Source organism: Romboutsia hominis, assembly GCF_900002575.1.
GTDB lineage: Bacteria > Bacillota > Clostridia > Peptostreptococcales > Peptostreptococcaceae > Romboutsia_C > Romboutsia_C hominis.
In genome coordinates this window covers 2877609-2898014 of the sequence record NZ_LN650648.1, presented here as the reverse complement: position 1 = coordinate 2898014, position 20406 = coordinate 2877609, and the positions used below count along the sequence as shown (strand labels likewise).

At 28.2% G+C, this 20406-nt stretch carries 19 protein-coding genes; 12 read left to right on the top strand and 7 right to left on the bottom strand.

Annotation, left to right across the window (positions count from 1 at the left end):
- Positions 1 to 41: 41 nt before the first annotated feature.
- From FRIFI_RS14060 to rlmH, 3 genes are all read left to right on the top strand, one after another.
- Complete coding sequence (locus FRIFI_RS14060; RefSeq protein WP_166506161.1) at positions 42 to 1514, top strand: M1 family metallopeptidase; 1473 nt, start codon at positions 42 to 44, stop codon at positions 1512 to 1514.
- An 87-nt stretch (positions 1515 to 1601) separates the two neighbouring features.
- Positions 1602 to 2396, top strand: a complete 795-nt coding sequence (locus tag FRIFI_RS14055; RefSeq protein WP_092921643.1) for an MBL fold metallo-hydrolase — start codon at positions 1602 to 1604, stop codon at positions 2394 to 2396.
- A 46-nt stretch (positions 2397 to 2442) separates the two neighbouring features.
- Positions 2443 to 2922, top strand: a complete 480-nt coding sequence (rlmH, locus tag FRIFI_RS14050; RefSeq protein ID WP_092921641.1) for a 23S rRNA (pseudouridine(1915)-N(3))-methyltransferase RlmH — start codon at positions 2443 to 2445, stop codon at positions 2920 to 2922.
- Between the two features lie 192 nt (positions 2923 to 3114).
- Here the strand turns inward: rlmH and FRIFI_RS14045 are convergent, their stop codons facing one another.
- A complete protein-coding gene (locus FRIFI_RS14045; protein ID WP_166506160.1) occupies positions 3115 to 4494 on the bottom strand; it encodes a GntP family permease in 1380 nt (459 codons plus the stop codon).
- Positions 4495 to 4978: 484 nt separating this feature from the next.
- Between FRIFI_RS14045 and FRIFI_RS14040 the strand changes: the two genes are divergently transcribed.
- From FRIFI_RS14040 to FRIFI_RS14020, 5 genes are all read left to right on the top strand, one after another.
- On the top strand, positions 4979 to 6121 hold the full coding sequence (locus FRIFI_RS14040) for a 5-bromo-4-chloroindolyl phosphate hydrolysis family protein (protein WP_166506159.1): 1143 nt from the start codon (positions 4979 to 4981) through the stop codon (positions 6119 to 6121).
- Between the two features lie 27 nt (positions 6122 to 6148).
- The gene (locus FRIFI_RS14035; protein WP_092921635.1) at positions 6149 to 7297 is read left to right on the top strand and encodes a toxic anion resistance protein; all 1149 of its coding nucleotides are present in this window, start codon (positions 6149 to 6151) and stop codon (positions 7295 to 7297) included.
- Positions 7298 to 7876: 579 nt separating this feature from the next.
- Complete coding sequence (locus tag FRIFI_RS14030) at positions 7877 to 8632, top strand: class I SAM-dependent methyltransferase (protein WP_166506158.1); 756 nt, start codon at positions 7877 to 7879, stop codon at positions 8630 to 8632.
- 460 nt (positions 8633 to 9092) lie between these two features.
- Positions 9093 to 9869, top strand: a complete 777-nt coding sequence (locus tag FRIFI_RS14025) for a nitroreductase family protein (protein ID WP_166506157.1) — start codon at positions 9093 to 9095, stop codon at positions 9867 to 9869.
- A gap of 16 nt (positions 9870 to 9885) precedes the next feature.
- Positions 9886 to 10251: an ArsR/SmtB family transcription factor gene (locus tag FRIFI_RS14020; RefSeq protein WP_166506156.1), complete on the top strand. Its 366-nt coding sequence runs from the start codon at positions 9886 to 9888 to the stop codon at positions 10249 to 10251.
- Positions 10252 to 10409: 158 nt separating this feature from the next.
- Here the strand turns inward: FRIFI_RS14020 and FRIFI_RS14015 are convergent, their stop codons facing one another.
- Together FRIFI_RS14015 and FRIFI_RS14010 are read right to left on the bottom strand one after the other, a co-directional pair.
- The gene (locus FRIFI_RS14015; RefSeq protein WP_166506155.1) at positions 10410 to 11540 is read right to left on the bottom strand and encodes a zinc-dependent alcohol dehydrogenase; all 1131 of its coding nucleotides are present in this window, start codon (positions 11538 to 11540) and stop codon (positions 10410 to 10412) included.
- A gap of 617 nt (positions 11541 to 12157) precedes the next feature.
- The gene (locus FRIFI_RS14010) at positions 12158 to 12499 is read right to left on the bottom strand and encodes a winged helix-turn-helix transcriptional regulator (protein ID WP_166506154.1); all 342 of its coding nucleotides are present in this window, start codon (positions 12497 to 12499) and stop codon (positions 12158 to 12160) included.
- 232 nt (positions 12500 to 12731) lie between these two features.
- Between FRIFI_RS14010 and FRIFI_RS14005 the strand changes: the two genes are divergently transcribed.
- Complete coding sequence (locus tag FRIFI_RS14005; RefSeq protein ID WP_092921625.1) at positions 12732 to 13367, top strand: flavodoxin family protein; 636 nt, start codon at positions 12732 to 12734, stop codon at positions 13365 to 13367.
- A gap of 274 nt (positions 13368 to 13641) precedes the next feature.
- Here the strand turns inward: FRIFI_RS14005 and FRIFI_RS14000 are convergent, their stop codons facing one another.
- Entirely contained in the window at positions 13642 to 14229 is a 588-nt protein-coding gene (locus tag FRIFI_RS14000) for a cupin domain-containing protein (protein WP_202819464.1), read from the bottom strand.
- A 702-nt stretch (positions 14230 to 14931) separates the two neighbouring features.
- Here FRIFI_RS14000 and FRIFI_RS13995 point away from each other — a divergent pair.
- Positions 14932 to 15300: a phage holin family protein gene (locus FRIFI_RS13995; RefSeq protein WP_166506152.1), complete on the top strand. Its 369-nt coding sequence runs from the start codon at positions 14932 to 14934 to the stop codon at positions 15298 to 15300.
- 491 nt (positions 15301 to 15791) lie between these two features.
- On the opposite strand, the gene FRIFI_RS13990 is transcribed toward FRIFI_RS13995, so the two are convergent.
- Positions 15792 to 16496: a DUF421 domain-containing protein gene (locus FRIFI_RS13990; protein ID WP_166506151.1), complete on the bottom strand. Its 705-nt coding sequence runs from the start codon at positions 16494 to 16496 to the stop codon at positions 15792 to 15794.
- Positions 16497 to 16918: 422 nt separating this feature from the next.
- Here FRIFI_RS13990 and FRIFI_RS13985 point away from each other — a divergent pair, with 422 nt between their 5' ends.
- A complete protein-coding gene (locus FRIFI_RS13985; protein WP_166506150.1) occupies positions 16919 to 17437 on the top strand; it encodes a YmaF family protein in 519 nt (172 codons plus the stop codon).
- A 220-nt stretch (positions 17438 to 17657) separates the two neighbouring features.
- Here the strand turns inward: FRIFI_RS13985 and FRIFI_RS13980 are convergent, their stop codons facing one another.
- Positions 17658 to 18758: a PQQ-dependent sugar dehydrogenase gene (locus FRIFI_RS13980; protein ID WP_166506149.1), complete on the bottom strand. Its 1101-nt coding sequence runs from the start codon at positions 18756 to 18758 to the stop codon at positions 17658 to 17660.
- 369 nt (positions 18759 to 19127) lie between these two features.
- Between FRIFI_RS13980 and FRIFI_RS13975 the strand changes: the two genes are divergently transcribed.
- Complete coding sequence (locus tag FRIFI_RS13975) at positions 19128 to 19469, top strand: zinc ribbon domain-containing protein YjdM (protein ID WP_166506148.1); 342 nt, start codon at positions 19128 to 19130, stop codon at positions 19467 to 19469.
- A gap of 166 nt (positions 19470 to 19635) precedes the next feature.
- Here the strand turns inward: FRIFI_RS13975 and rbr are convergent, their stop codons facing one another.
- Positions 19636 to 20217, bottom strand: coding sequence for a rubrerythrin (gene rbr, locus FRIFI_RS13970; protein WP_166506147.1), 582 nt, complete (start codon positions 20215 to 20217; stop codon positions 19636 to 19638).
- Positions 20218 to 20406: the final 189 nt, after the last annotated feature.

Here is a 20406-nt window from a genome sequence, read left to right as displayed (position 1 = left end):
AAAACTTTTAAATTATTCATGTAAAACAGGGGGGAGAAGATTTGATAATAAACTTTACTAAAAGAGTAAGAAAGCTATTATCAGTAGGAATAATAGCATTAGTTTTAGTAGCCAGTGGAGGAGTATATTTTTACAATGATAAAAAAGGAATACCTTCAGCTAACCTAGCAAATGAAAAAGAGATTAATAGATATACAATAGATGTAGTCTTCGATGATGAAAGTAAACGTTTAATGTGTAACCAAAATATAGAGTATGTAAATAATACAAAAAGCACTTTAGACAAATTATATTTTCATATATATCCAAATGCCTTTTCAAAGAGTGAATTTGCACCTTTTGAAAAATCTGAAATGAAACAAGCATATCCAAATGGATTTAATGAAGGATATATAGATTTAAAAAACATACTAAATAATGGAAAAAAAATGGCCTATAAGGTAAGTGGTGATAAGAATGATATACTAGAGGTTGAATTAAAAAATTCAATTAAGCCAGGAAATAAAGTATCTATAGATATGAAATACAATGTTAAAATACCTAATTCACAAGGTAGATTTGGGTATGGAGAAAACACAGTAAATGTAGCCAATTGGTTTCCAATAGCTAGTGTCAATGATGCCAACGGATGGAATTTAAATAGTTATGAAACAGTAGGTGATCCATTTTATAGTGATACAAGCGACTTCTATTTAAAGATACTTTTGCCTAAAAAGTATAAAATGGGATGCACAGGGAAGGTAGTAAAGGAGACATCTGATAGTGATAAGACTCTTTATGAAGTAGAAGCAAGACAAGTTAGAGATTTCGCTTTTATTTTAAGTGATAAGTTTCACGTTGATAGTGATAAATATAATGAAGTGAATATTAATACATATAATTTAAATGAAGAATTATCTAAGGATGCTACATATATCGCAAAGAGCTCTATGGAGATATTTAGTGAATTATTTGGGAAATATCCATATGATACATACTCTGTAATAGCAAGCGACTTTTTTATAGGAGGGATGGAATACCCAACTTTAATAATGATAGATCAAAGCTTGTATAATAAGAGAGATAAGTTTTTATTAGAATATGTAATTGCACACGAGACAGCGCACCAATGGTGGTATTCAGTGGTTGGAAATAATGAAATAAGTGAACCTTGGCTAGATGAAGCACTAACAGAGTATTCCACAATATTATACTTTGAAAAAAAATATGGAGATAAACTAGCTAAAAAATTAATAGATAATATGGAGTTACAGGCCAAAAGCTATCGTAGTGAAGATATATTTAAACCAGTAACAGGGTATTCAAACTCAATTGAATATAGTTTAAATGTGTATACTAAAGGGGCTTTAGCTTTCCATGAAGTAAGAAAAGAAGTGGGAGATAAGGTATTTTTTGATACTTTAAAGGAATATTACTCTACATATATGCACAAAAATGTAAGTAGTGCAGAGTTTGTAAAGTTATGGAATGATAAAGGTGTAGATATAGATAAAATTATAAAAGAATACAAGTAAATTTTAACTCAAGCATTAAATAATTATTTAATGCTTGAGTTTTTTGGTATAATATAATCTATGACAATGAGAAGACGAGGTGAATAAATGCTAAAATACTGTTCAATAGGAAGTGGAAGTAGCGGAAATTGCCATTATATAGAATATAAAGATACAGGAATATTAGTAGATGCAGGTCTTAGTGGAAAGAGAATAACAACAGGACTTGATGATATAGGAATAAACATGGAAAAAATAAAAGGAATATTCATAACTCATGAACATTCAGACCATATAAAAGGTGCAGGGATAATGTCTAGAAAATATAATATACCTATATTTGCAAATGTAAAAACATGGTGTGCTATGAAAGACAAATTAGGAAATATAGAAAGTAACAATATGAAGGTATTTGAAAATGATAAAACTTACTCTTTAGGAGATGTGGTAATAAGACCATTTTCAATACCACACGATGCGTCGGACGCAGTAGGATACAACTTCTACACAGGGAACGATAAGATGTCGATAGCTACAGATATAGGATATATAGATGATAATATAAGAAGACATTTGTATAAATCAAAATTAGTAATATTAGAATCAAATTATGACCCTAATATGCTTATGATGGGGTCTTACCCATACTCATTAAAAAAGAGGGTGATGTCAGAGGAAGGGCATTTATCAAATGAAGATGCAGCTAAATTCTGTGTTGAGCTTATAAATAACGGTACGGAAAGAATATTATTAGCTCATTTAAGTAAAGAAAATAACTTCCCAGAACTAGCATATGAGACATCTAAGAGTATACTTACTCAAAATGATATAATAGTTGGACAAGATGTTAAGTTAGATGTTTTATTAAGAGAAGAAGTTTCAGATATATACAAAGTTAAATAAATATTACTTACTAAGACATAAATAAAGAGAATAAAGGAGAATTCTTATGAATATAACGGTTATTAGCGTAGGTAAATTAAAAGAAAAGTATTTAAAATTAGGAATAGAAGAATTTTCAAAAAGATTATCTAAGTATTGTAAACTAGATTTAATAGAATTAGATGATGAAAAATGTCCAGAAAACTTAAGTCCAAAGGACATGTTAATAGTCAAAGAAAAGGAAGGTAAAAAAATTCTAGGAAAAATAAAGAGTAATAGTTATGTTATAGCACTTGCTATTGATGGAAAGAATTTATCTTCTGAAGAATTAGCAGATACTATGAGCAAGTTAGCTGTTAGAGGTAATAGTCATATAACTTTTGTTATAGGAGGTTCTTTAGGGCTTTGTGAAGAAGTATTGAAGAGAGCTGATTATAAATTATCTTTTTCTAAGATGACTTTCCCTCATCAGTTAATGAAACTTATACTTTTAGAGCAAGTTTATAGAGCGTTTAGAATAAATAATAATGAACCGTATCACAAGTAAAGTATAACTCTCTTGTGATATACTGAAAAGATTCTAGTGATAATATTAGTATCCATAAGAAAAAAGACGTGAAGGAATGCGTGAATTTACACAATGGATAATTTTTCCATAGATCATGCTAAATATATAACCACACCTAAGGATTTAATATATTGAAAATTCTAAAGTGTGGTTATTTTTATACCATTACTATTAAGTATATAATATAGATGTAGTAATAACGACCAATGCGGTTACTAATATAGGTATAACAACAGAGGTAATAAAAATATCTTTATAGGAATCCTTATGAGTAAGGCTACAAATAGCAAGTGTTGTTATTACTGCTCCATTATGAGGTAAGGTATCAAGTCCACCAGAAGCTAAAGCAGCTATTCTATGCATTATTTCAGGAGAAATATTAAGGGATTGACTCATTGCTATAAAGGTAGATGATAGAGCATCTAGTGTTATAGTAAGTCCTCCAGAGGCAGATGCTGTAATACCACAAATTATGTTCACTGATAAAGCTTCTGAAATTATTGGATTAGAGGATACATTTAATATCATTGATTGCAAAGCAATAAATACAGGCAATGATTTTATAACACTTCCATACCCAACAATAGCACTAGAACTAAGCAGTGGTAAAAAGGAATTTGATATACCTTCATTAAGAACTTTATTTAAGTTAGAAATTTTCCTAAAGTTAGTTATTATTATAAATAATGTGGATATAACTATAGAGATAATTACACTCCATGTGCCAGACACATTATCTAGTGATAAGTTATATTTACTCAAATAAGAGCCATCGATTAATTGGTAAAATATTTTTGAAAAGAATAAATTACTTAAAAATATAATTAATATAGGTGTTACTGCTAAAAATATACTTGGAATATTCTTATCTTCATTAGAGCTATCCTCAATATAATGATTTCCATATCCTTCTAGATTCTCATGTGCTTTTCTAACGCGATATGTAAGCCAAGCCATACCAAGTAATAGCATTAATACACTAGCTATAATTCCTATAAGGGGTGCAGCAAAAGTATCTGTACCAAAGTACCTCATAGGAATAACATTTTGTATTTCAGGAGTACCTGGAAGAGCTGTCATTGTAAAGGTAAATGACCCTAGAGCAATAGTTCCTGGAATTAATCTCTTTGGAATATCAGATTCCTTAAATAAAACATTGGCAATAGGATATAATACGAAGGCAACTGTAAATAAAGAAACCCCTCCATATGTAAGAAGTGCACCAGCAAGTACTACTGCTAATATAGTTTTATTTTTACCTAAATTTTTAGTAATGAAATTTGCTATGGATTTAGCATAAAGAGCTTCTTCCATTAATTTAGCAAAGATTGCACCTGTTAAGAAAATAGGGAAGTAGTTCTTTACGAAATTTGCAAACCCACCCATATATACTTCAGTATAATGAACCATTAACTGTGTATTAGTATCTCCACCTATTAAAAATACTGTAAGTAAGGCAACTAAGGGAGCTGTAATAATAGTTGAATACCCTTTGTAGGCTAAGAATATTATCAAAGATAATGATAAAATTAATCCGATTATGCTTATCATATTAAAATGTCCTCTTTCAATTTAAAATTTTAAAGTAGCTTATCTTATGATACCCAAAATGATTAAATTAAAAACAAGGTAAGTTGCTCTTACTAGACAACTTATGATAAAAAATATTATATTTGTGATTTCATCTATTCTTGAGTTTCTTTCCATATACAGATATAGAGAAATTAAAAAATATACTAATATAATAGAATAAAAAGCGACATCCTTTGGGGGTGTAACGGAGAACCGTATCATAAATAAGCAAGATACATAGCCTCAGGTGTTGATATGACTTACTTAAGGCTATATTTATTAGCAAAGGTATTGTATCATAAGTAATAATGTATTTATAAAATATATTTATTATATTCCTTTTAAGTTAGCAGTTACAATTAGCTAAATTATAAGATATAATAAACTTAAAATATTAACATAACGGTATAGTATATATCTAGACTTATGTTAATTATAAGAAAAATAATCTGGAGGCAAGATAATGGATAAAAAGGATTTTTCTAATTTAGAAGACCAAATTATGTCTACAGTTAGCAATGCACTTAAAGCAATAGATTTAGCTAATTTTAAAAAGGATGTTAACGATAAAACTGAGGATACCTTAAATCAATTTAAATCAAAGCTTAATGAATATAGTGAAAAATATATGGGCTTAAATAAAAAATCTAAAAATAATATATCAACATATATTAGTAAAAGACCAGCTGGAAGTATATCGGGAATACTTTATATATTATTCGGAGCGAGTGGAAGTTTAGTTTTTGGCTCTTCAGTGTTGATATTTCTAATAGTTAATACATTCTTCAGTGGAATTATTTTAGGTAGCAACATTATTTTTGGAGTTCTATTTTTATTCCTTGCAGTAAGTGTAGGTTTATTATTAAGAGGAATAAATTTAAGAAAAAGAGTAAAACGTTTTAAGAAGTATGTAAGGTTTATTGATGACAATAGTTATTTCTTAATTAAGGACTTAGCGAAATTTGCCAAAGAAAAAGAGAGTTTTGTTGTTAAAGATCTAAGTAAAATGATTGACTTAGGTATGTTTTTAGAAGGACATATAGATGAAGAAAAAACTTACTTTATGTTAAGTGATGAAGTTTATGGTGACTATTTAAATTTAAAAAAGCAACAAATGGTTAAAGAGAGCAATAATGAAAAATTAAATGAAGAAATAGAAAATTTAGAAAAAGAAGAAATAGAATCTACAATTAAAATAGGAAGAAATTATATTGAACAAATAAAAAGTATAAGAAATGATCTTTATAAAGAAGAAATAGCTATAAAGTTAGATAAATTAGGAAACATTTCAAACCAAATCCTTATTCAAGTTGAAAAGAATCCTAAAAAGATACAAGAAGTTAATAAATTTATAAATCATTATCTTCCTATTACTATAAAATTAATTAGTTCGTACAAAGATATAAACAATCAATTAGTTCAAGGTGAGAATATAGAAAGTGCTAAAAGTGAAATTGAAAAGAGTATTGATCTTATTAATAGCGCTTTTGAAAATTTATTAGATGATTTATTTGAAGATGTTGTTTTAGATATTTCTACAGATATTTCTGTTCTTAAAACATTATTTAAACAAGAGGGATTAGCAGAAGACGATTTTAAAAAGTAAGTTTTAAATAAAAGGGAGGCATTAAAAATGAGTGATGAATTCAAAGAAGGGTCTATTGATATAAAACCAGAATTAACTTTTCAACCATTCCAAGATGAGGTGCTTAATGTAAAAGTAAAAGAGGAAAAAGTAGAAGAAAAAATAATTGATGAAATACAACTTACAGAAGAAGAAAAAAAGATGGTTGATCAATTTGTAGATAAAATAGAGATAAATGATTCAAATTCTATTTTACAATATGGGGTAGGTGCTCAAAAGAAAATTTCTGATTTTTCACAGTCAGCGCTGAATAATGTAAAAACTAAAGATTTAGGTGAAATTGGGGAAATATTATCTAGTGTAGTTCATGAATTAAAGAATTTTGAAGAATCCGAAGAGAAAAAAGGAATTTTAGGTTTCTTTAAAAAAGGTAAGGATAAGATTTCCCAAATGAAAATAAAATATGAAAATGTAGATAAGAATATTAGTAAAATGTGTAATGTTCTTGAATCGCATCAAATACAGCTTTTAAAAGATATTGCTATGCTAGATAAGATGTATGAAATAAATAAAGTATACTTTAAAGAGCTTTCTATGTATATCTTAGCTGGTAAAAAGAAACTTCAAAAACTAGAAAAGGAAGAACTTCCTAAATTGCAAGAAAAAGCAAGAAATAGTGGGAACCCTCAGGATGCTCAAGAGTTGAATGATTTTGTGGCTCTTTGCAATCGTTTTGAAAAGAAAATTCACGATTTAGAATTAACTAAAATGATTTCTTTACAAATGGCTCCACAAATTCGTTTAATTCAAAATAATGATGCATTAATGTCTGAAAAAATACAATCTACAATTATAAATACTATTCCACTTTGGAAAAATCAAATGGTTTTAGCACTTGGAGTTGCTCACGCTGCTAATGCTGCAAGAGTTCAAAGAGAAGTAACAGATATGACAAATGAACTTTTACGTAAAAATGCAGAAATATTAAAAACTTCAACTATAGAAACTGCAAAAGAGTCTGAAAGAGGAATTGTTGATATTGAAACACTTAGAGCTACAAATGAGTCATTAATTTCAACTCTTGATGAAATACTTAATATACAAACAGAAGGACGTCAAAAACGTAGGGAAGCCGAAGTTGAATTAAGAAATATTGAAAATCAATTAAAAAATAAGCTTTTAGCTTTTAAATATTAGTATATATACTTCACTTATTGCTGATACGGTGAATCATATCATAAATAAGTACATTTTTTAATAGTTAGATAAAATTTAAGTATATGAAATAGGGGTTAATAAAACATAGATTGTTAGTTCAGATTCATTAGGTACATTAATAAAAGGCTTGCAATTACTTGGTTTACAAGTATTTGTGAGTCTTTTATTATAAGGTAAATTATAGATATTTTCAGATTTACTTATTAATGGGATAATAATTCTAATGTATTTATTGTCTTGGAATGCATTATTCTAAAACAGTTCAAGATAAGGAAGTATATGACTTGTAAAAATCTAGACAATAAAAATAGATCTTTGTATGTCATGAATTATAGAATGTAGGCAAAATAGTTTATCAAATATCCTATCAAACAATATGAAAAGGAAAAAATCATAGTTTTGAAATAATTAGTAAAGAAGAATACAAGACTTAGCTATAGAAATCTATCTATAAAAAATATTTCTATATAGATAGAATTTTATGGTCTTATATACTGAATGTGAATAAATCATAAATTATATGCAATATTATTTGTATTAGCTTAGGAGGTTAGAGATATGAATGAAAATAAATTTAATGGTATGGGAAAAATATATTCTAAATATCGTCTATCATATCCTTTCGACTTTATTGATTATCTTTTTACAGATGTAGGAATATCTCAAAGGAGTATTATTGCTGATATAGGCTCTGGTACTGGTATTTTAACTCGGCAACTACTTGAAAAAGGTAGTAAGGTATATGGTATTGAACCTAATGCTGATATGCGTGATATTGCTGAAACTAATTTAAATAATTTTCTTGGATTTACATCTGTTAATGGAAATGCTGAGAATACTACTATTGACGACAATAGCGTTGATTATATCACTGTTGCACAGGCTTTCCATTGGTTTGATAGGGAAAGATTTAAAAAAGAGTGCCAGCGTATTTTGAAACCTGAAGAAAAAGTGATTTTGGTTTGGAATATTAGAGATAATAACAATGAATTAGTTATAGAAAACTATGAAGTTAATCGCAAATATTGCCCAAATTTCAAAGGTTTTTCTGATGGAATGTATGGTAAAACTAATAAGGACGATTTTTCAGATTTTTTTAACGGTAAATATGAAACAAAAGTTTTTCCTAACAATTTAATTTTTGATATGGATGAATTTATTGGACGAAATCTATCATCCTCATATGCCCTAAAAAGTAATGATTCACAGTATAATAACTACGTTAATGAATTAAAAAAAATTTATAAAAAATATAGCAATAACGGACAACTTATAATGCCGAATTTAACACGTAGCTATGTTGGAGATGTATAGAAAATAAGCACCATATTAAGTTTAATAAATTTGGCGGTTTAAATAGTTAATACTTAAAATAAGAATAAATAAGGGATGTAAATATAAGAGGAATATAGGATATAAAAGGGAAATAAAATCGTGCTCATTTAAAGCTGTAACGGAGCACCGCACCATAAGTAAGGGATAATAGCTTAACTGAAATCTAATATAAGAATAAGTTAATAAAAATTAGCACTAATCTTGCGAGATGGAGTGCTTTTTTCTTTGCAATTAATTTCTATATCAAGTTCGATTACTTTAATTTCAATTTGTACGTAATTAAAAATATATTACTCTTGCTAGTTAAACTAACAATAATAACTAAAAGTAGTGTTATTAATAAAATTTAATGGTAATCAAATTCTTTACCAATGAAATTTTAAAATATTTAAATGTTATAATGGTTTAAACAAATAAACGAAAGGCAGATGAATATATTATGAAAGAGCAACACATAATTGAAGTTAACAAAGATCTTTGCATTGGGTGTGGCCTTTGTAAAAATGATTGTCCGGTAAATAATATAATTATTAAAGATAAAAAATCAGTAATAAAAAATCAAGATTGTATAAAGTGCGGTCACTGTGCAGCAATATGTCCAAAAGAAGCTATTACACTGACAGGATTTGATGAACCACCAATAGAACTTTCAAAACAACCTGTTTTAGATTCAGATGAATTATTAATGGCAATTAAATCAAGAAGAACTATCCGTAAGTTTAAAAATAAAAAATTACCTTCAGAAATTATACAAAAAATTATTGAGGCAGGTAGATTTACACCTAGTGCTAAAAATGCACAAAATGTATCATACATTGTTTTGGGTGAGGACAAAAGTAAGTATGAGAAAATAGCAGTGAAATTTTTTAGAAGAATAAAATCAATTGTAAGCCTTTTTATGAAAAGTGCAAAAGAAGTTACGATTGATGATAACTTCTTTTTTAAACAGGCACCTATTGCAATAATGGTAGTAACTAAAGATAAGGTTAGTGGATCGCTTGCAGCATCAAATATGGCACTAATGGCAGAGTCTTGTGGATTGGGTGTACTATATAGTGGATTTTTTACAAGTGTAGTAAACCATTCACCAAAATTACGAAGACATTTAAATCTAAAACGCAATGATTATGTGGTTACAACGCTAGTTCTTGGATATCCAGATGTGAAATACAGACGTACTGCACAAAAAGAAACAGCTAATGTAAGATACTTATAAGTGTGAGGAGAAGTTTATGGAAAAAGAATGTGAAGAAAGATTAAAAGAAATAACATCAAAATTTAAAATATGTCGTAAGGCAATTTCTGCTATCGGTGACGAAACAAGTCAATTGATCTTACTTACTCTATTAGAGAGTGATTTTAATGGAATTCGAGTGGGAGAAATTACAGAAAAAACTCATCTCTCACGTCCTGCTGTATCTCATCATCTTAAAATACTCAAAGAAGCAGAGATTGTGAATGTACGTCGAGAAGGAACAAAAAACTTTTATTACCTCGATTCAAAGGAATCACAATGGAAAAACCTAACAGAACTAATGAATCTTATATTTATGGGGGTACAACACATTAGTAAAGATGACACTAGAAAAGGGGAGTAAATCAAAGTTATTGTAGATATAAATAGCATCATTAACTTCTGGTTGGTATTATAAAATAAAGAATTTAAAAACAGAGGCACTATTGTGACCTTAAAGATATGATCTGTAGAGTAAGGTACAGAGAACCGTATCACAAGTAAGTGATACGGTTTTTATAATTATGGTTTTAAGACTACCTTTATACAGTTATCTAATTTACTATCAAATATATCATAGGCATGTTTACCTTCAGATAATGACAACTTATGAGTAATAATATCAGTAGGATTATATTCACCTTTTTTGATTATATCTAAAATTTTAGGCATATAAGCTTGAGCAGGGCATTGACCCATCTTTAATGTGATATTTCTAGAAAAGAAATCACCTAATGGGAACAGATTATATCTTGCACCATAAACACCAACCATCATAACAGTTCCCCCTTTTCTAACAGCTCTAGATGAAACTTCAATTGCTGACTTTGAACCTCCTTGAAGTTTTAGGAGAGTTTCAATTTTTTCAAAGTTTGACATTACACCATCCATTCCTACACAGTCTATAATAACATCCGCACCACCATGAGTAATTTCTTTTATGTACTCACCTGTATCATCATGATCTTCAAAGTTAACTGTCTCAATACCTTTGTAGGAGGCGGCATGCTTAAGTCTGTATGAAACTCTATCCACTGCAATAATTCTTCCTACATTTTTTAATATAAGCCATTTGATAACAGAAAGACCTATAGGTCCACAACCAAGTACAACAACTGTATCACCTTTTTTAACACCTGCATTATCAACACCCCAGTAAGAAGTTGGCAAAACATCCGTAAGGAAAAGTACCTGATCATCTGATAATTCTTCAGGAATTTTTATAGGACCTACATTAGCATATGGAACCCTTAAATATTCTGCTTGCCCTCCATCATATCCACCAAAAGTATCACTATAACCAAATATACCACCACATGAGCCATATTCATTAGAGTTATCACATTGACTATATAACTCATGTTCACAATAGAAACAATGTCCACAAGATATAGGAAAAGGAACAACAACTCTATCACCTTTTTTTAATTTAGTAACATCTTTACCTACTTCTTCAACTATTCCCATTGTTTCGTGACCTAAGATTGAATTTTTTTTAAGATTTGGAATCATTCCATGAATTAAATGAAGATCTGAACCGCATATAGCAGTAGATGTAACTTTAATAATAATATCATCACTTTTTTCTAGTTTGGGATCGGCTACATCACGTACATTTACATTTTTAATTCCTTCATATACAATAGCTTTCAATAATATGCCCTCCTTGATATAGCAAAATTTACGTATAATGTAGTTTTAGCTATATTAAGGCAAAATATTCTTTAGGTTGATACTGAAATATTGTATTTTGCTTGAGATATACTAAGAATAAAATATAATACTTAATATATTAATAAATATATAACTATAATGTAAAAATAACAGTATCATAAGTGATGTTAAGTCTAACTATCCATTACAACACCATACTTATTATATAGGTTAAGATATAGTTGGATTGAGGTGAAAATATTATGTAAAATAAATATAAGACGTTACAAATTGCAAAAATAATTGGCAATGTAGAAGTTACTAGAAAGTCTCATTATAGGGTAATAGATGGGAATGAACTAGTAATACATCTTAAGAAGTTGGGTTTTAGATCAGAGGTAAAATTAGTAGAGAAGATAATTGTAGAAAATACTTGATTTGAAAATATTTAACCTAAAAATTATCTCTTTTAGAAGTGTAACGGAGAACCGTATCCCAAGTAAGTGATACGGTTTTTATTTGTATATTATTTTCTAGATATATATTAGATATTGTATCTTATAAAACAAAAAATAAATATTATATAAAAGTAATATATAGTTGCTTTTATATAATATTTATTTATGAATCTTATCTAAGTTAGGGTAGTATTTATTAGACCAATTTTCAAGAGGGGATATAATTTCATAAAGCTCTTTTCCTTTATCAGTTAAGAAATATTCTACCTTAGGTGGCACTTCAGCATATACTATTTTTTCTATTAAACCATCATTCTCAAGCTCTTTAAGTTTTTCGTTTAAAACTTTTTGACTTAAACTTCCAATGGATTTTTGAAGTTCTAAAAATCTTTTAGGTCCTCTATATAAATTACATAATAAAATAGATTTCCATTTACCTTTAATAAATTCCATTGCTAAGTCTAATAAACATACAAATTCTTTGCCATTATAATAAACCATTAATTTTACCTACCTGCTAATTATTCTTAATAAAGTAATACTATAATAAATTACTTATGAATATATTATATATTATTTTTAGTTTTATAAAAATTTATTTATTTCAAAATATATTTATTTCAAAAATCTTACCTATAGGTAAGTAATCTTACTAAAAAGTGCGTACTTGTAAGGCTTCTAGATGACAAATATAATAATCACATAGGCAAAATCAATGTTTGGAGGTAAAGTTATGAAAGTAGTTGCTTTCAATGGAAGTCCTAATAAGAACGGAAATACTTATAATGCTATAAAAACTGTAGCAGCGGAATTAGAAAAAGAAGGAATAGAAGTAGAAATTGTTCATGTAGGAAATAAATTAGTACGTGGATGTCTAGCTTGTGGGGGATGTTCAAGAAATCAGAATGAAAGATGTGTCATAGAAACTGATGGAGTAAATGAATGGGTTCAAAAAATGAAAGAAGCTGATGGAATAATTTTAGGATCTCCAGTTCATTATTCAGCAATAGCAGGAACTATGAAATCATTCTTAGATCGTGCTTTTTATGTAGCTTCTTCAAATGGAGGAATGTTTAGACATAAAATAGGAGCAAGTGTAGTAGCAGTAAGAAGATCAGGAGGAATACCTGTATTTGACCAATTAAATAACTATATTAATTATTCAGAAATGATAATGCCTACATCTAATTATTGGAATGTAGCTTATGGAACTACTCCTGGAGAAGTGACTCAAGATGAAGAAGGTATGCAAATAATGAGAGTACTTGGGAAAAATATGGCTTGGATGATGAAAGTACTTGAAGCTGGAAAATCTCAAGTTAAAGAAAATGAAAAAGAAGATAAGATATTTACAAACTTTATAAGATAGATAAAAAAGATCGTATCAAATAATTGATACGGTCTTTTGGTATTTATTAATGAAAAACGGAAAGTCATTAGATTACTTAAATAAAAGTATATAAATTATAGTGAATAGTTATGCTTTATATTCTGAATGAAATATAGAATTTAGATTTTATAAACAATTATATTAAAGTTTATACTTATATTGCATAAATAGAAGAATTTGTTTTGCTGTAAAATACAGCTTCCTACGAGAATTTAATCTTAACATAGAAAGCCATTTTTACAGTATCTTTTGATTAATGCTCGGAGTTATGCTCAGCAGCTTCTGCATCTGCTTTAGTTTTATGAACAGTACCATGTGGATGCTCAGGTGGGGCATAGATAGCATACAATTTAAGTGGTTTATCACCCGTATTGATTACATTGTGCCATTTACCAGCAGGTATCATGATGGCATAATCATCATGAACTTCTCTTTCAAAGTCCAATTTATCTTTATTCTCACCCATTTTAACAAGACCTTGACCTTCTTCAATACGTATGAATTGGTCACCTGTTGGGTGGACTTCCAAACCTATGTCATCCCCAACATCGATGCTCATTAAGGTAACTTGCAGATTGTTTCCTGTCCATAAAGCGGTACGAAAAGTATTGTTTTGCTTAGTAGCTTCATCAATATTAACTGTAAATGGCTCTGCTCCATAATCCTTCAATTTAGTAGTTTGTCTCTTAAAGTATGAGTTATATATTGGTGTGTTAGTCCAGAAGGGGTATGGATACATTGGAGCATTAACCCAGTAAGGGTATGTATATCCTCTATAAATATTATACATTGGTGTATTAATCCAGTAAGAATAGGTATATGGTTCACAAACATTAAACATATTTCTCATTCCTTTCATAGACTTTATAATATTTTATGATATATGTTTAGAGAAGGTGCTTATCCCACAAGAAAGTTGTATTTTCATTTAGTTGTATTGAAGTTAATGAATTTAAAGGTGACAATATAAATGAGAAAATAAAGAAAAATTTGTTTCGTAGAGTAAAGTACAGAGAAGTGCATTAGAAGTAAGATATAGTGGAATTTAGTATAATAATAATTATATTATTAATTCATAGGGTAGTGTTATTTATATATGGTAAGTTATACTTCTATATAGCAAAATAGTTGATAGTAGAAGGCTTTTTAGTATTGTAATATTTTATTAGATATTAGAGTATTAATAAAAAGTTTTTATGATAATCAAATTAATTAAAATAAGCATTAATACAAATAATGATAAAAATGAATTTTTTTAAATTTTTTCATTGTTATATACTCCTTTAACTATTAAACTCGAACCTAGCTTACAAAAATTAAAAATAGGGATTATTAGGATTTTAGATAATAATAAAATTATAATTGTAAGGTTTTTCAATATTATAAGGAATAATATTTAACACAATGGTAAATATATAACTATAATGTAAAAATAATAAATATTTATTATTAAAAATGAACTATTTAATAAATACTGAAGATTTATTTGTAGAGATTTAATAACAAAAAGTAATTATAAAATTTTATTAAAGGAGTGGCTTATATGGCACATGATAATAATGAAAAAAAAGGAAATAATAATAGTTTATTAAGATGGATAGGAAGATTTATATTAGTCGCAGTTATTCTAATGATAACATCATTTGTAACTCCAGGATTTTCAATCAATGGAATATGGTCATTTTTAATAGCTGCAGTTGTTATATCTGGATTAGATTATTTAGCAGAATTACTTATGGGAGTTGACGCATCTCCTTTTGGAAAAGGAATAAAAGGGTTTATAATTGCAGCTATAATAATATATTTAGCACAATTTTTAGTACCTGATATGGGTGTAACTATTATAGGCGCAATACTTGCAGCTATAGTTATTGGAGTTTTAGATGCAATATTCCCTGCTAGAGCTATGTAATTTAAAATACATTTAAAAAATTATACTAAAGTAGTAATTTAACCAATAGTTTTATTTAAGGTTATTACAAAAACCCGTATCACAACGAAGTGATACGGGTTTTTATATATAATAAATATTAAAAAATATAGGATTTTGTCAACTTAGTAAATAAAAAAATTCTATTAGATTTTTAAGGATAAAATTCAAAATTAATATATTAATTTTGAATTTAGTTCAATTGGATGAAAGAGCAATTATAGATATTTTGAAGTAGTTAGATAAGGCATTTAATACGTAGTTATGTTGCTAAGAGACAGATAAATGTAAATATAGAAGGTGATATTTTTCATTGGTTTAAAAAGGTATGTAAGTGAGATAAATAACAAACTAAATAAAAATAAGATCCGTAGAGTAAGTTTCTGATAACAGCATTATAGATAAATGATATTCTTAGAATAAAAGAGGCTTAAACTAATCTGTGTATATGGATATGTTTATGCCTCAATGGATTATTTATATAAAAAAACATTTAAATTATCTTTATTATCAAGTGTGGCAAGTAAAACATTTTTTACATCGACTTGATATAAACTTTCTAATTTGGAAACGACCCAGTTCTCATCTTTATTAAGCATTTTTAGCTGTTCAAAGTTAATTTTACCATCTTTAATAATTGTTCTTGGAAAACCAAAAGGTTCCACTTTAATAGACAAATGTGAAGGTGTAATGGGCTCATATTCTGGATGTAAAAAAATAGAAATTTTACCATTAGGCTCTAATGTTGCTAATGCTACTTTCTTCAGATCTTCTACCTTTTTTTCACGTAATTCTTCTAATAATATATCGATTGATATTCGTGCTTTTTTTAGCCCGTTATAAAGGATTTCACCATTTTGAATAAGCGTGATTGGTGGATTATTAATAATTTTTCCAAGGTACGGAAATTTAAGAACTATGAATACTCCCAAAATATATAGAACAACTAATACAAGTGTTGTAATGATGGAGCCTTCTAGTCCAAGCTTTTCATCAGACAATGGATGAGCAATAATATTACCGATTACTAAAGTAATAGCAAAATCAATTAGTCTTAATTGAGAAATGGAACGATGCCCTAATAACTTTGCAATTGCTAGCAAAAAGAAAAAAGCAATAATAGCACGAAGTATCCAGTCAATGGTGCTAAGTGTTTCTTGACCATTTAAAAAGTTCATATAAAATATCTCCTTTGCCTAAAATATTTAATACTTATGTTATTTTAACCAATAACTTATAAAAAATTAGAATATATAGACTAATTCCAAAGCACCTTTCTGACGAAATAAAGTGGAATGATGATGTTTCAATATATAAGAGGATAATATTTTTTGAATAGAATCTTTTATTTTAACTTGAGTATTATGATTAATAATAATCTAACTATTAATACATATTAATGGAATCTAAAAAAGTAAGAAGTATCAAGAGTGAAGGGAAAATTGTTTACTAAAAAACGAAAAATTATAGTGGTGTGTAAAGGAGGGAATTATGTAAAATTAACGAGAAATAGGAACGAAATTGACAAATGCTCATATATATTATATCAAGAGATTTCTTATAAGAGTCTTTTAATATAATATAATAGGAGAGAGAAAGAATGAGTTTTCAAAATAATAGATGCAGAAGAGATAATGATAATAGAGGTAACAGCTTTAAATGTATGAGATATCATAATGAAGATGAATGTAGACATATGAATTGTCATAGAGATAATTGCTGTAAATGTCATAATGAAGATGAATGTAAACATATGAATTGGCATAAATGTAATTGCTGTAATTGTCATGAAGAAGACGAAATGCAGACGCATGTTCATGAATACTCAGAAAGTGTTAAATTAGCTGAAGAAGGCGATGACAGACATAATCATAGAGTTGCTGGTGTTACAGGAGAAGCTATTCCAATAAATGGTGGGACAAACCATGTTCATAGAATCAGAAATGACAATACAGACTTTTTAGATCATTTCCATCAAATACGCGTTACAACTGGTCCAGCAATTCCAATACCAGGAACTAATAAACATGTTCATTTAGTATCTGGACAAACTACTGTTGTTGATGGCCATTTTCATATTTTCCTTTTCACTACCCAAATTCAAGCACCTTTAGTATAAATTCTATAAAAATAGATAAAAATTTACTGTGATTAAAAATATAATTGCATAAAAAAGAGAATTAAGTTTAATAGGGTCTATAAAATATATTTTATAGACCTCTTTACATATATTCTATATTTTTCATAAATCAAAGGTAAGCTCCTATATTTTAATTACTTTAATTATTTAGAAAATAATTTGATTATGCCATAAGAAAGTATATTTAGAAATTGTGTTTTTATTTTGGAGTGAGGCGGAAAATTCTATCATCATTTATATCAGGATTCCCTCTACCGTCTTTATTACTTGTTGCAAGGTAAATTGAACCATCTTTTCCTTGGACAACTTCACGCAAACGTCCATATTCATTTTTTAGCCATGATTCTACATTCTTAACTACTGTTCCCTTTCCATTTAGCGAAATACCAAGCAACTGTTGTCCACGTAAAGTAGCAACGAGTAATTCTCCTTCCCATGGTCCTTGATTTACGAAGGTCATACCAGATGGAGCCCATGTAACTTCACCGCTATGTATCAAAGGTTTTTGTGTTATAACTTCTGTAGATTCTTCATCTCCTTGAACGATAGGCCACCCATAATTGGCTCCTGGTTGTATTATGTTTATTTCGTCGTGCGCTGATTGCCCATGCTCTGATGCATACAATACATTTTTTGAATTCCATGCTAAGCCTTGAGGGTTTCTATGACCTAAGCTATAAATAGGAGAGTTAATAATTGGATTATCTTTAGGAATACTTCCGTCTAATTCTATTCGAAGTATCTTTCCAGCGGTGCTTGTAGGGTCTTGTGCTAATGCAGGATTTCCGGCATCTCCTGTTGTTATATATAATTTTTGGTCTGGACCTATCTTTATTCTTCCTCCATTATGAATACTTCCTCCAGGAATTTTATCTAGAATAATCTGGTCAATGGATGCTATATTATTATTTTCTACCAATCTAATGATACGATTATAGACTTGGTTAGCTTCTAGATATGAATGCATAATATAAATATAATGGTTATTTGAAAAGTTTGGATCTAAGGCAATACCCATTAATCCCCCTTCTCCTTGACTTATAAAGGGAGAACTAAATGTGATGAGTGGCTGTGGATTAAGTTTCTCATTTTCAATAATTCTAACAGCACCAGATCTTTCTGTAAAATATATGTTACCTTCATTGCTTATATCTATAGCCCAAGGTACATATAAATTTTCAGCGATAACTTCAATTTCATAAGGAATTTGTCTTGATGCTATTGACTTTATTTTTATATTGTTTTTATTATGATTACGAAATATTGTATTATATAAAACATTAAAAATCTTATTTTTCATATTGATATCCTCCAAATTATTTATCTAAAAATCACATTGTTATTTTAATGTGAAAATTACAATTCTAATAAATAGAAATTATAATAGAATACTTAGTGAAGCTAAGTTGTATTAGTAAAATTATTTCTATTAGTTAAGTAATTCTATGTTTAATTATATTAGTTTGAGATTTAAAGTATTAATAATTTGATACTTATCAGAAAATATTAAAATAGACAGTATTAAGTGATCAATAAATAATTATATTAGCAAGGATAAATACTAACTTTGAGCCTAGTCGGTATGAAGATTTGTCAATATGAGAAGACTATGATATTATATAGCCTATGAGCAAAAAAATTAACTATATTGAACGGAGGAAATAATATTATGGAAACTTTACCAAATTGCCCAAAATGTAATTCAGAGTATGTATATGAAGATGGAAATCTTTTAGTTTGCCCAGAGTGTGCATATGAATGGAATCCAACTGATTCAGTTGAAGAAGAAGTTGTAATAAAAGACGTAAATGGAAACGTATTAAAAGATGGAGATGCTGTAACAGTAGTTAAAGACCTTAAAGTTAAGGGAAGTTCATCTTCTATAAAAATAGGAACAAAGGTAAAGAGTATACGTTTAGTTCCAGATGCAGCTGATGGACACGATATAGAGTGTAAAATAGACGGTTTTGGAGCTATGAAATTAAAGTCTAGCGTTGTAAAAAAAGCATAGTATATAGATTTTAAACACAAAAAAGCTAGGTAAAATACCTGGCTTTTTTGTGTTAGAATAAACGATATAAAGTAGTATAGAAAGTAAAAATTTATGAAATATAAAAAAGGTTAAATACACATTATTGATAAATGATATGTGTTTAACCTTTTTTATATACTTAGCCTTAGAAGTTTTCAGCTTTTATTTCATAATATCCTTGTGGATGTTTGCAAGCTGGACAAACTTGTGGAGCTTCTGTTCCTGAATGAACATATCCACATACTGTACATACCCATTCTTTAACTTCTGGTTTCTCGAATACTTTATTTTCTTCTATATTCTTAGCTAATCTTAAGAATCTATCTCTATGATGAGCTTCTATTCCATGAATATGAGTAAAAGAAGCAGCTATTTCTTCAAATCCTTCTTCTCTAGCATCTGCAGCGAATTTTAAGTAAAGAGTATCTTCTTCATTTTCTCCTGCTGCTGCTGTTTTTAAATTTTCTAAAGTACTAGACATACCCATTCCGTAAGAACCTGTCACTTGAACATCTTCTCCAGTGAAATCATTTAATAAGTATCTAAAGAATATTTTTCCATGCATTTCTTCGTTTTGAGCAGTTTCATCAAATATATCACCTATTTGAGCAAATCCTTCTTTTCTAGCTATTTTAGCATAGAATTGGTATTTGTTTTTAGCCATTGACTCTCCTGCGAATGCGTTCATTAAATTTTGTGCTGTTTTAGTTCCTTTTAAAGATTTCATCTTTAATTCATCTCCCTAAGTATATATTAAATATTAACTACTCTAATATAAATACCACTTTAAATTTAATCTAAACAAAATAATTAGAAATCTTATATTTTCGTAATTTTGAGAATAATAGAAATTATAATTAATAATTTTAAAATTATTTAGTAAATAATTAATAAACTAAAGAACATGATAAAAGGT

Coding starts and splice junctions, on each gene's coding strand:
- FRIFI_RS14005 (WP_092921625.1), top strand. CDS start 12,732: ATGAAAGTAGTTGCTTTCAATGGAAGTCCTAATAAGAACGGAAATACT.
- FRIFI_RS14000 (WP_202819464.1), bottom strand. CDS start 14,229: ATGTTTAATGTTTGTGAACCATATACCTATTCTTACTGGATTAATACA.
- FRIFI_RS14035 (WP_092921635.1), top strand. CDS start 6,149: ATGAGTGATGAATTCAAAGAAGGGTCTATTGATATAAAACCAGAATTA.
- FRIFI_RS14025 (WP_166506157.1), top strand. CDS start 9,093: ATGAAAGAGCAACACATAATTGAAGTTAACAAAGATCTTTGCATTGGG.
- FRIFI_RS14020 (WP_166506156.1), top strand. CDS start 9,886: ATGGAAAAAGAATGTGAAGAAAGATTAAAAGAAATAACATCAAAATTT.
- FRIFI_RS14045 (WP_166506160.1), bottom strand. CDS start 4,494: ATGATAAGCATAATCGGATTAATTTTATCATTATCTTTGATAATATTC.
- FRIFI_RS14010 (WP_166506154.1), bottom strand. CDS start 12,499: ATGGTTTATTATAATGGCAAAGAATTTGTATGTTTATTAGACTTAGCA.
- FRIFI_RS14040 (WP_166506159.1), top strand. CDS start 4,979: ATGGATAAAAAGGATTTTTCTAATTTAGAAGACCAAATTATGTCTACA.
- FRIFI_RS14030 (WP_166506158.1), top strand. CDS start 7,877: ATGAATGAAAATAAATTTAATGGTATGGGAAAAATATATTCTAAATAT.
- FRIFI_RS13990 (WP_166506151.1), bottom strand. CDS start 16,496: ATGAACTTTTTAAATGGTCAAGAAACACTTAGCACCATTGACTGGATA.
- FRIFI_RS13980 (WP_166506149.1), bottom strand. CDS start 18,758: ATGAAAAATAAGATTTTTAATGTTTTATATAATACAATATTTCGTAAT.
- FRIFI_RS14055 (WP_092921643.1), top strand. CDS start 1,602: ATGCTAAAATACTGTTCAATAGGAAGTGGAAGTAGCGGAAATTGCCAT.
- FRIFI_RS13975 (WP_166506148.1), top strand. CDS start 19,128: ATGGAAACTTTACCAAATTGCCCAAAATGTAATTCAGAGTATGTATAT.
- rlmH (WP_092921641.1), top strand. CDS start 2,443: ATGAATATAACGGTTATTAGCGTAGGTAAATTAAAAGAAAAGTATTTA.
- FRIFI_RS13985 (WP_166506150.1), top strand. CDS start 16,919: ATGAGTTTTCAAAATAATAGATGCAGAAGAGATAATGATAATAGAGGT.
- FRIFI_RS13995 (WP_166506152.1), top strand. CDS start 14,932: ATGGCACATGATAATAATGAAAAAAAAGGAAATAATAATAGTTTATTA.
- rbr (WP_166506147.1), bottom strand. CDS start 20,217: ATGAAATCTTTAAAAGGAACTAAAACAGCACAAAATTTAATGAACGCA.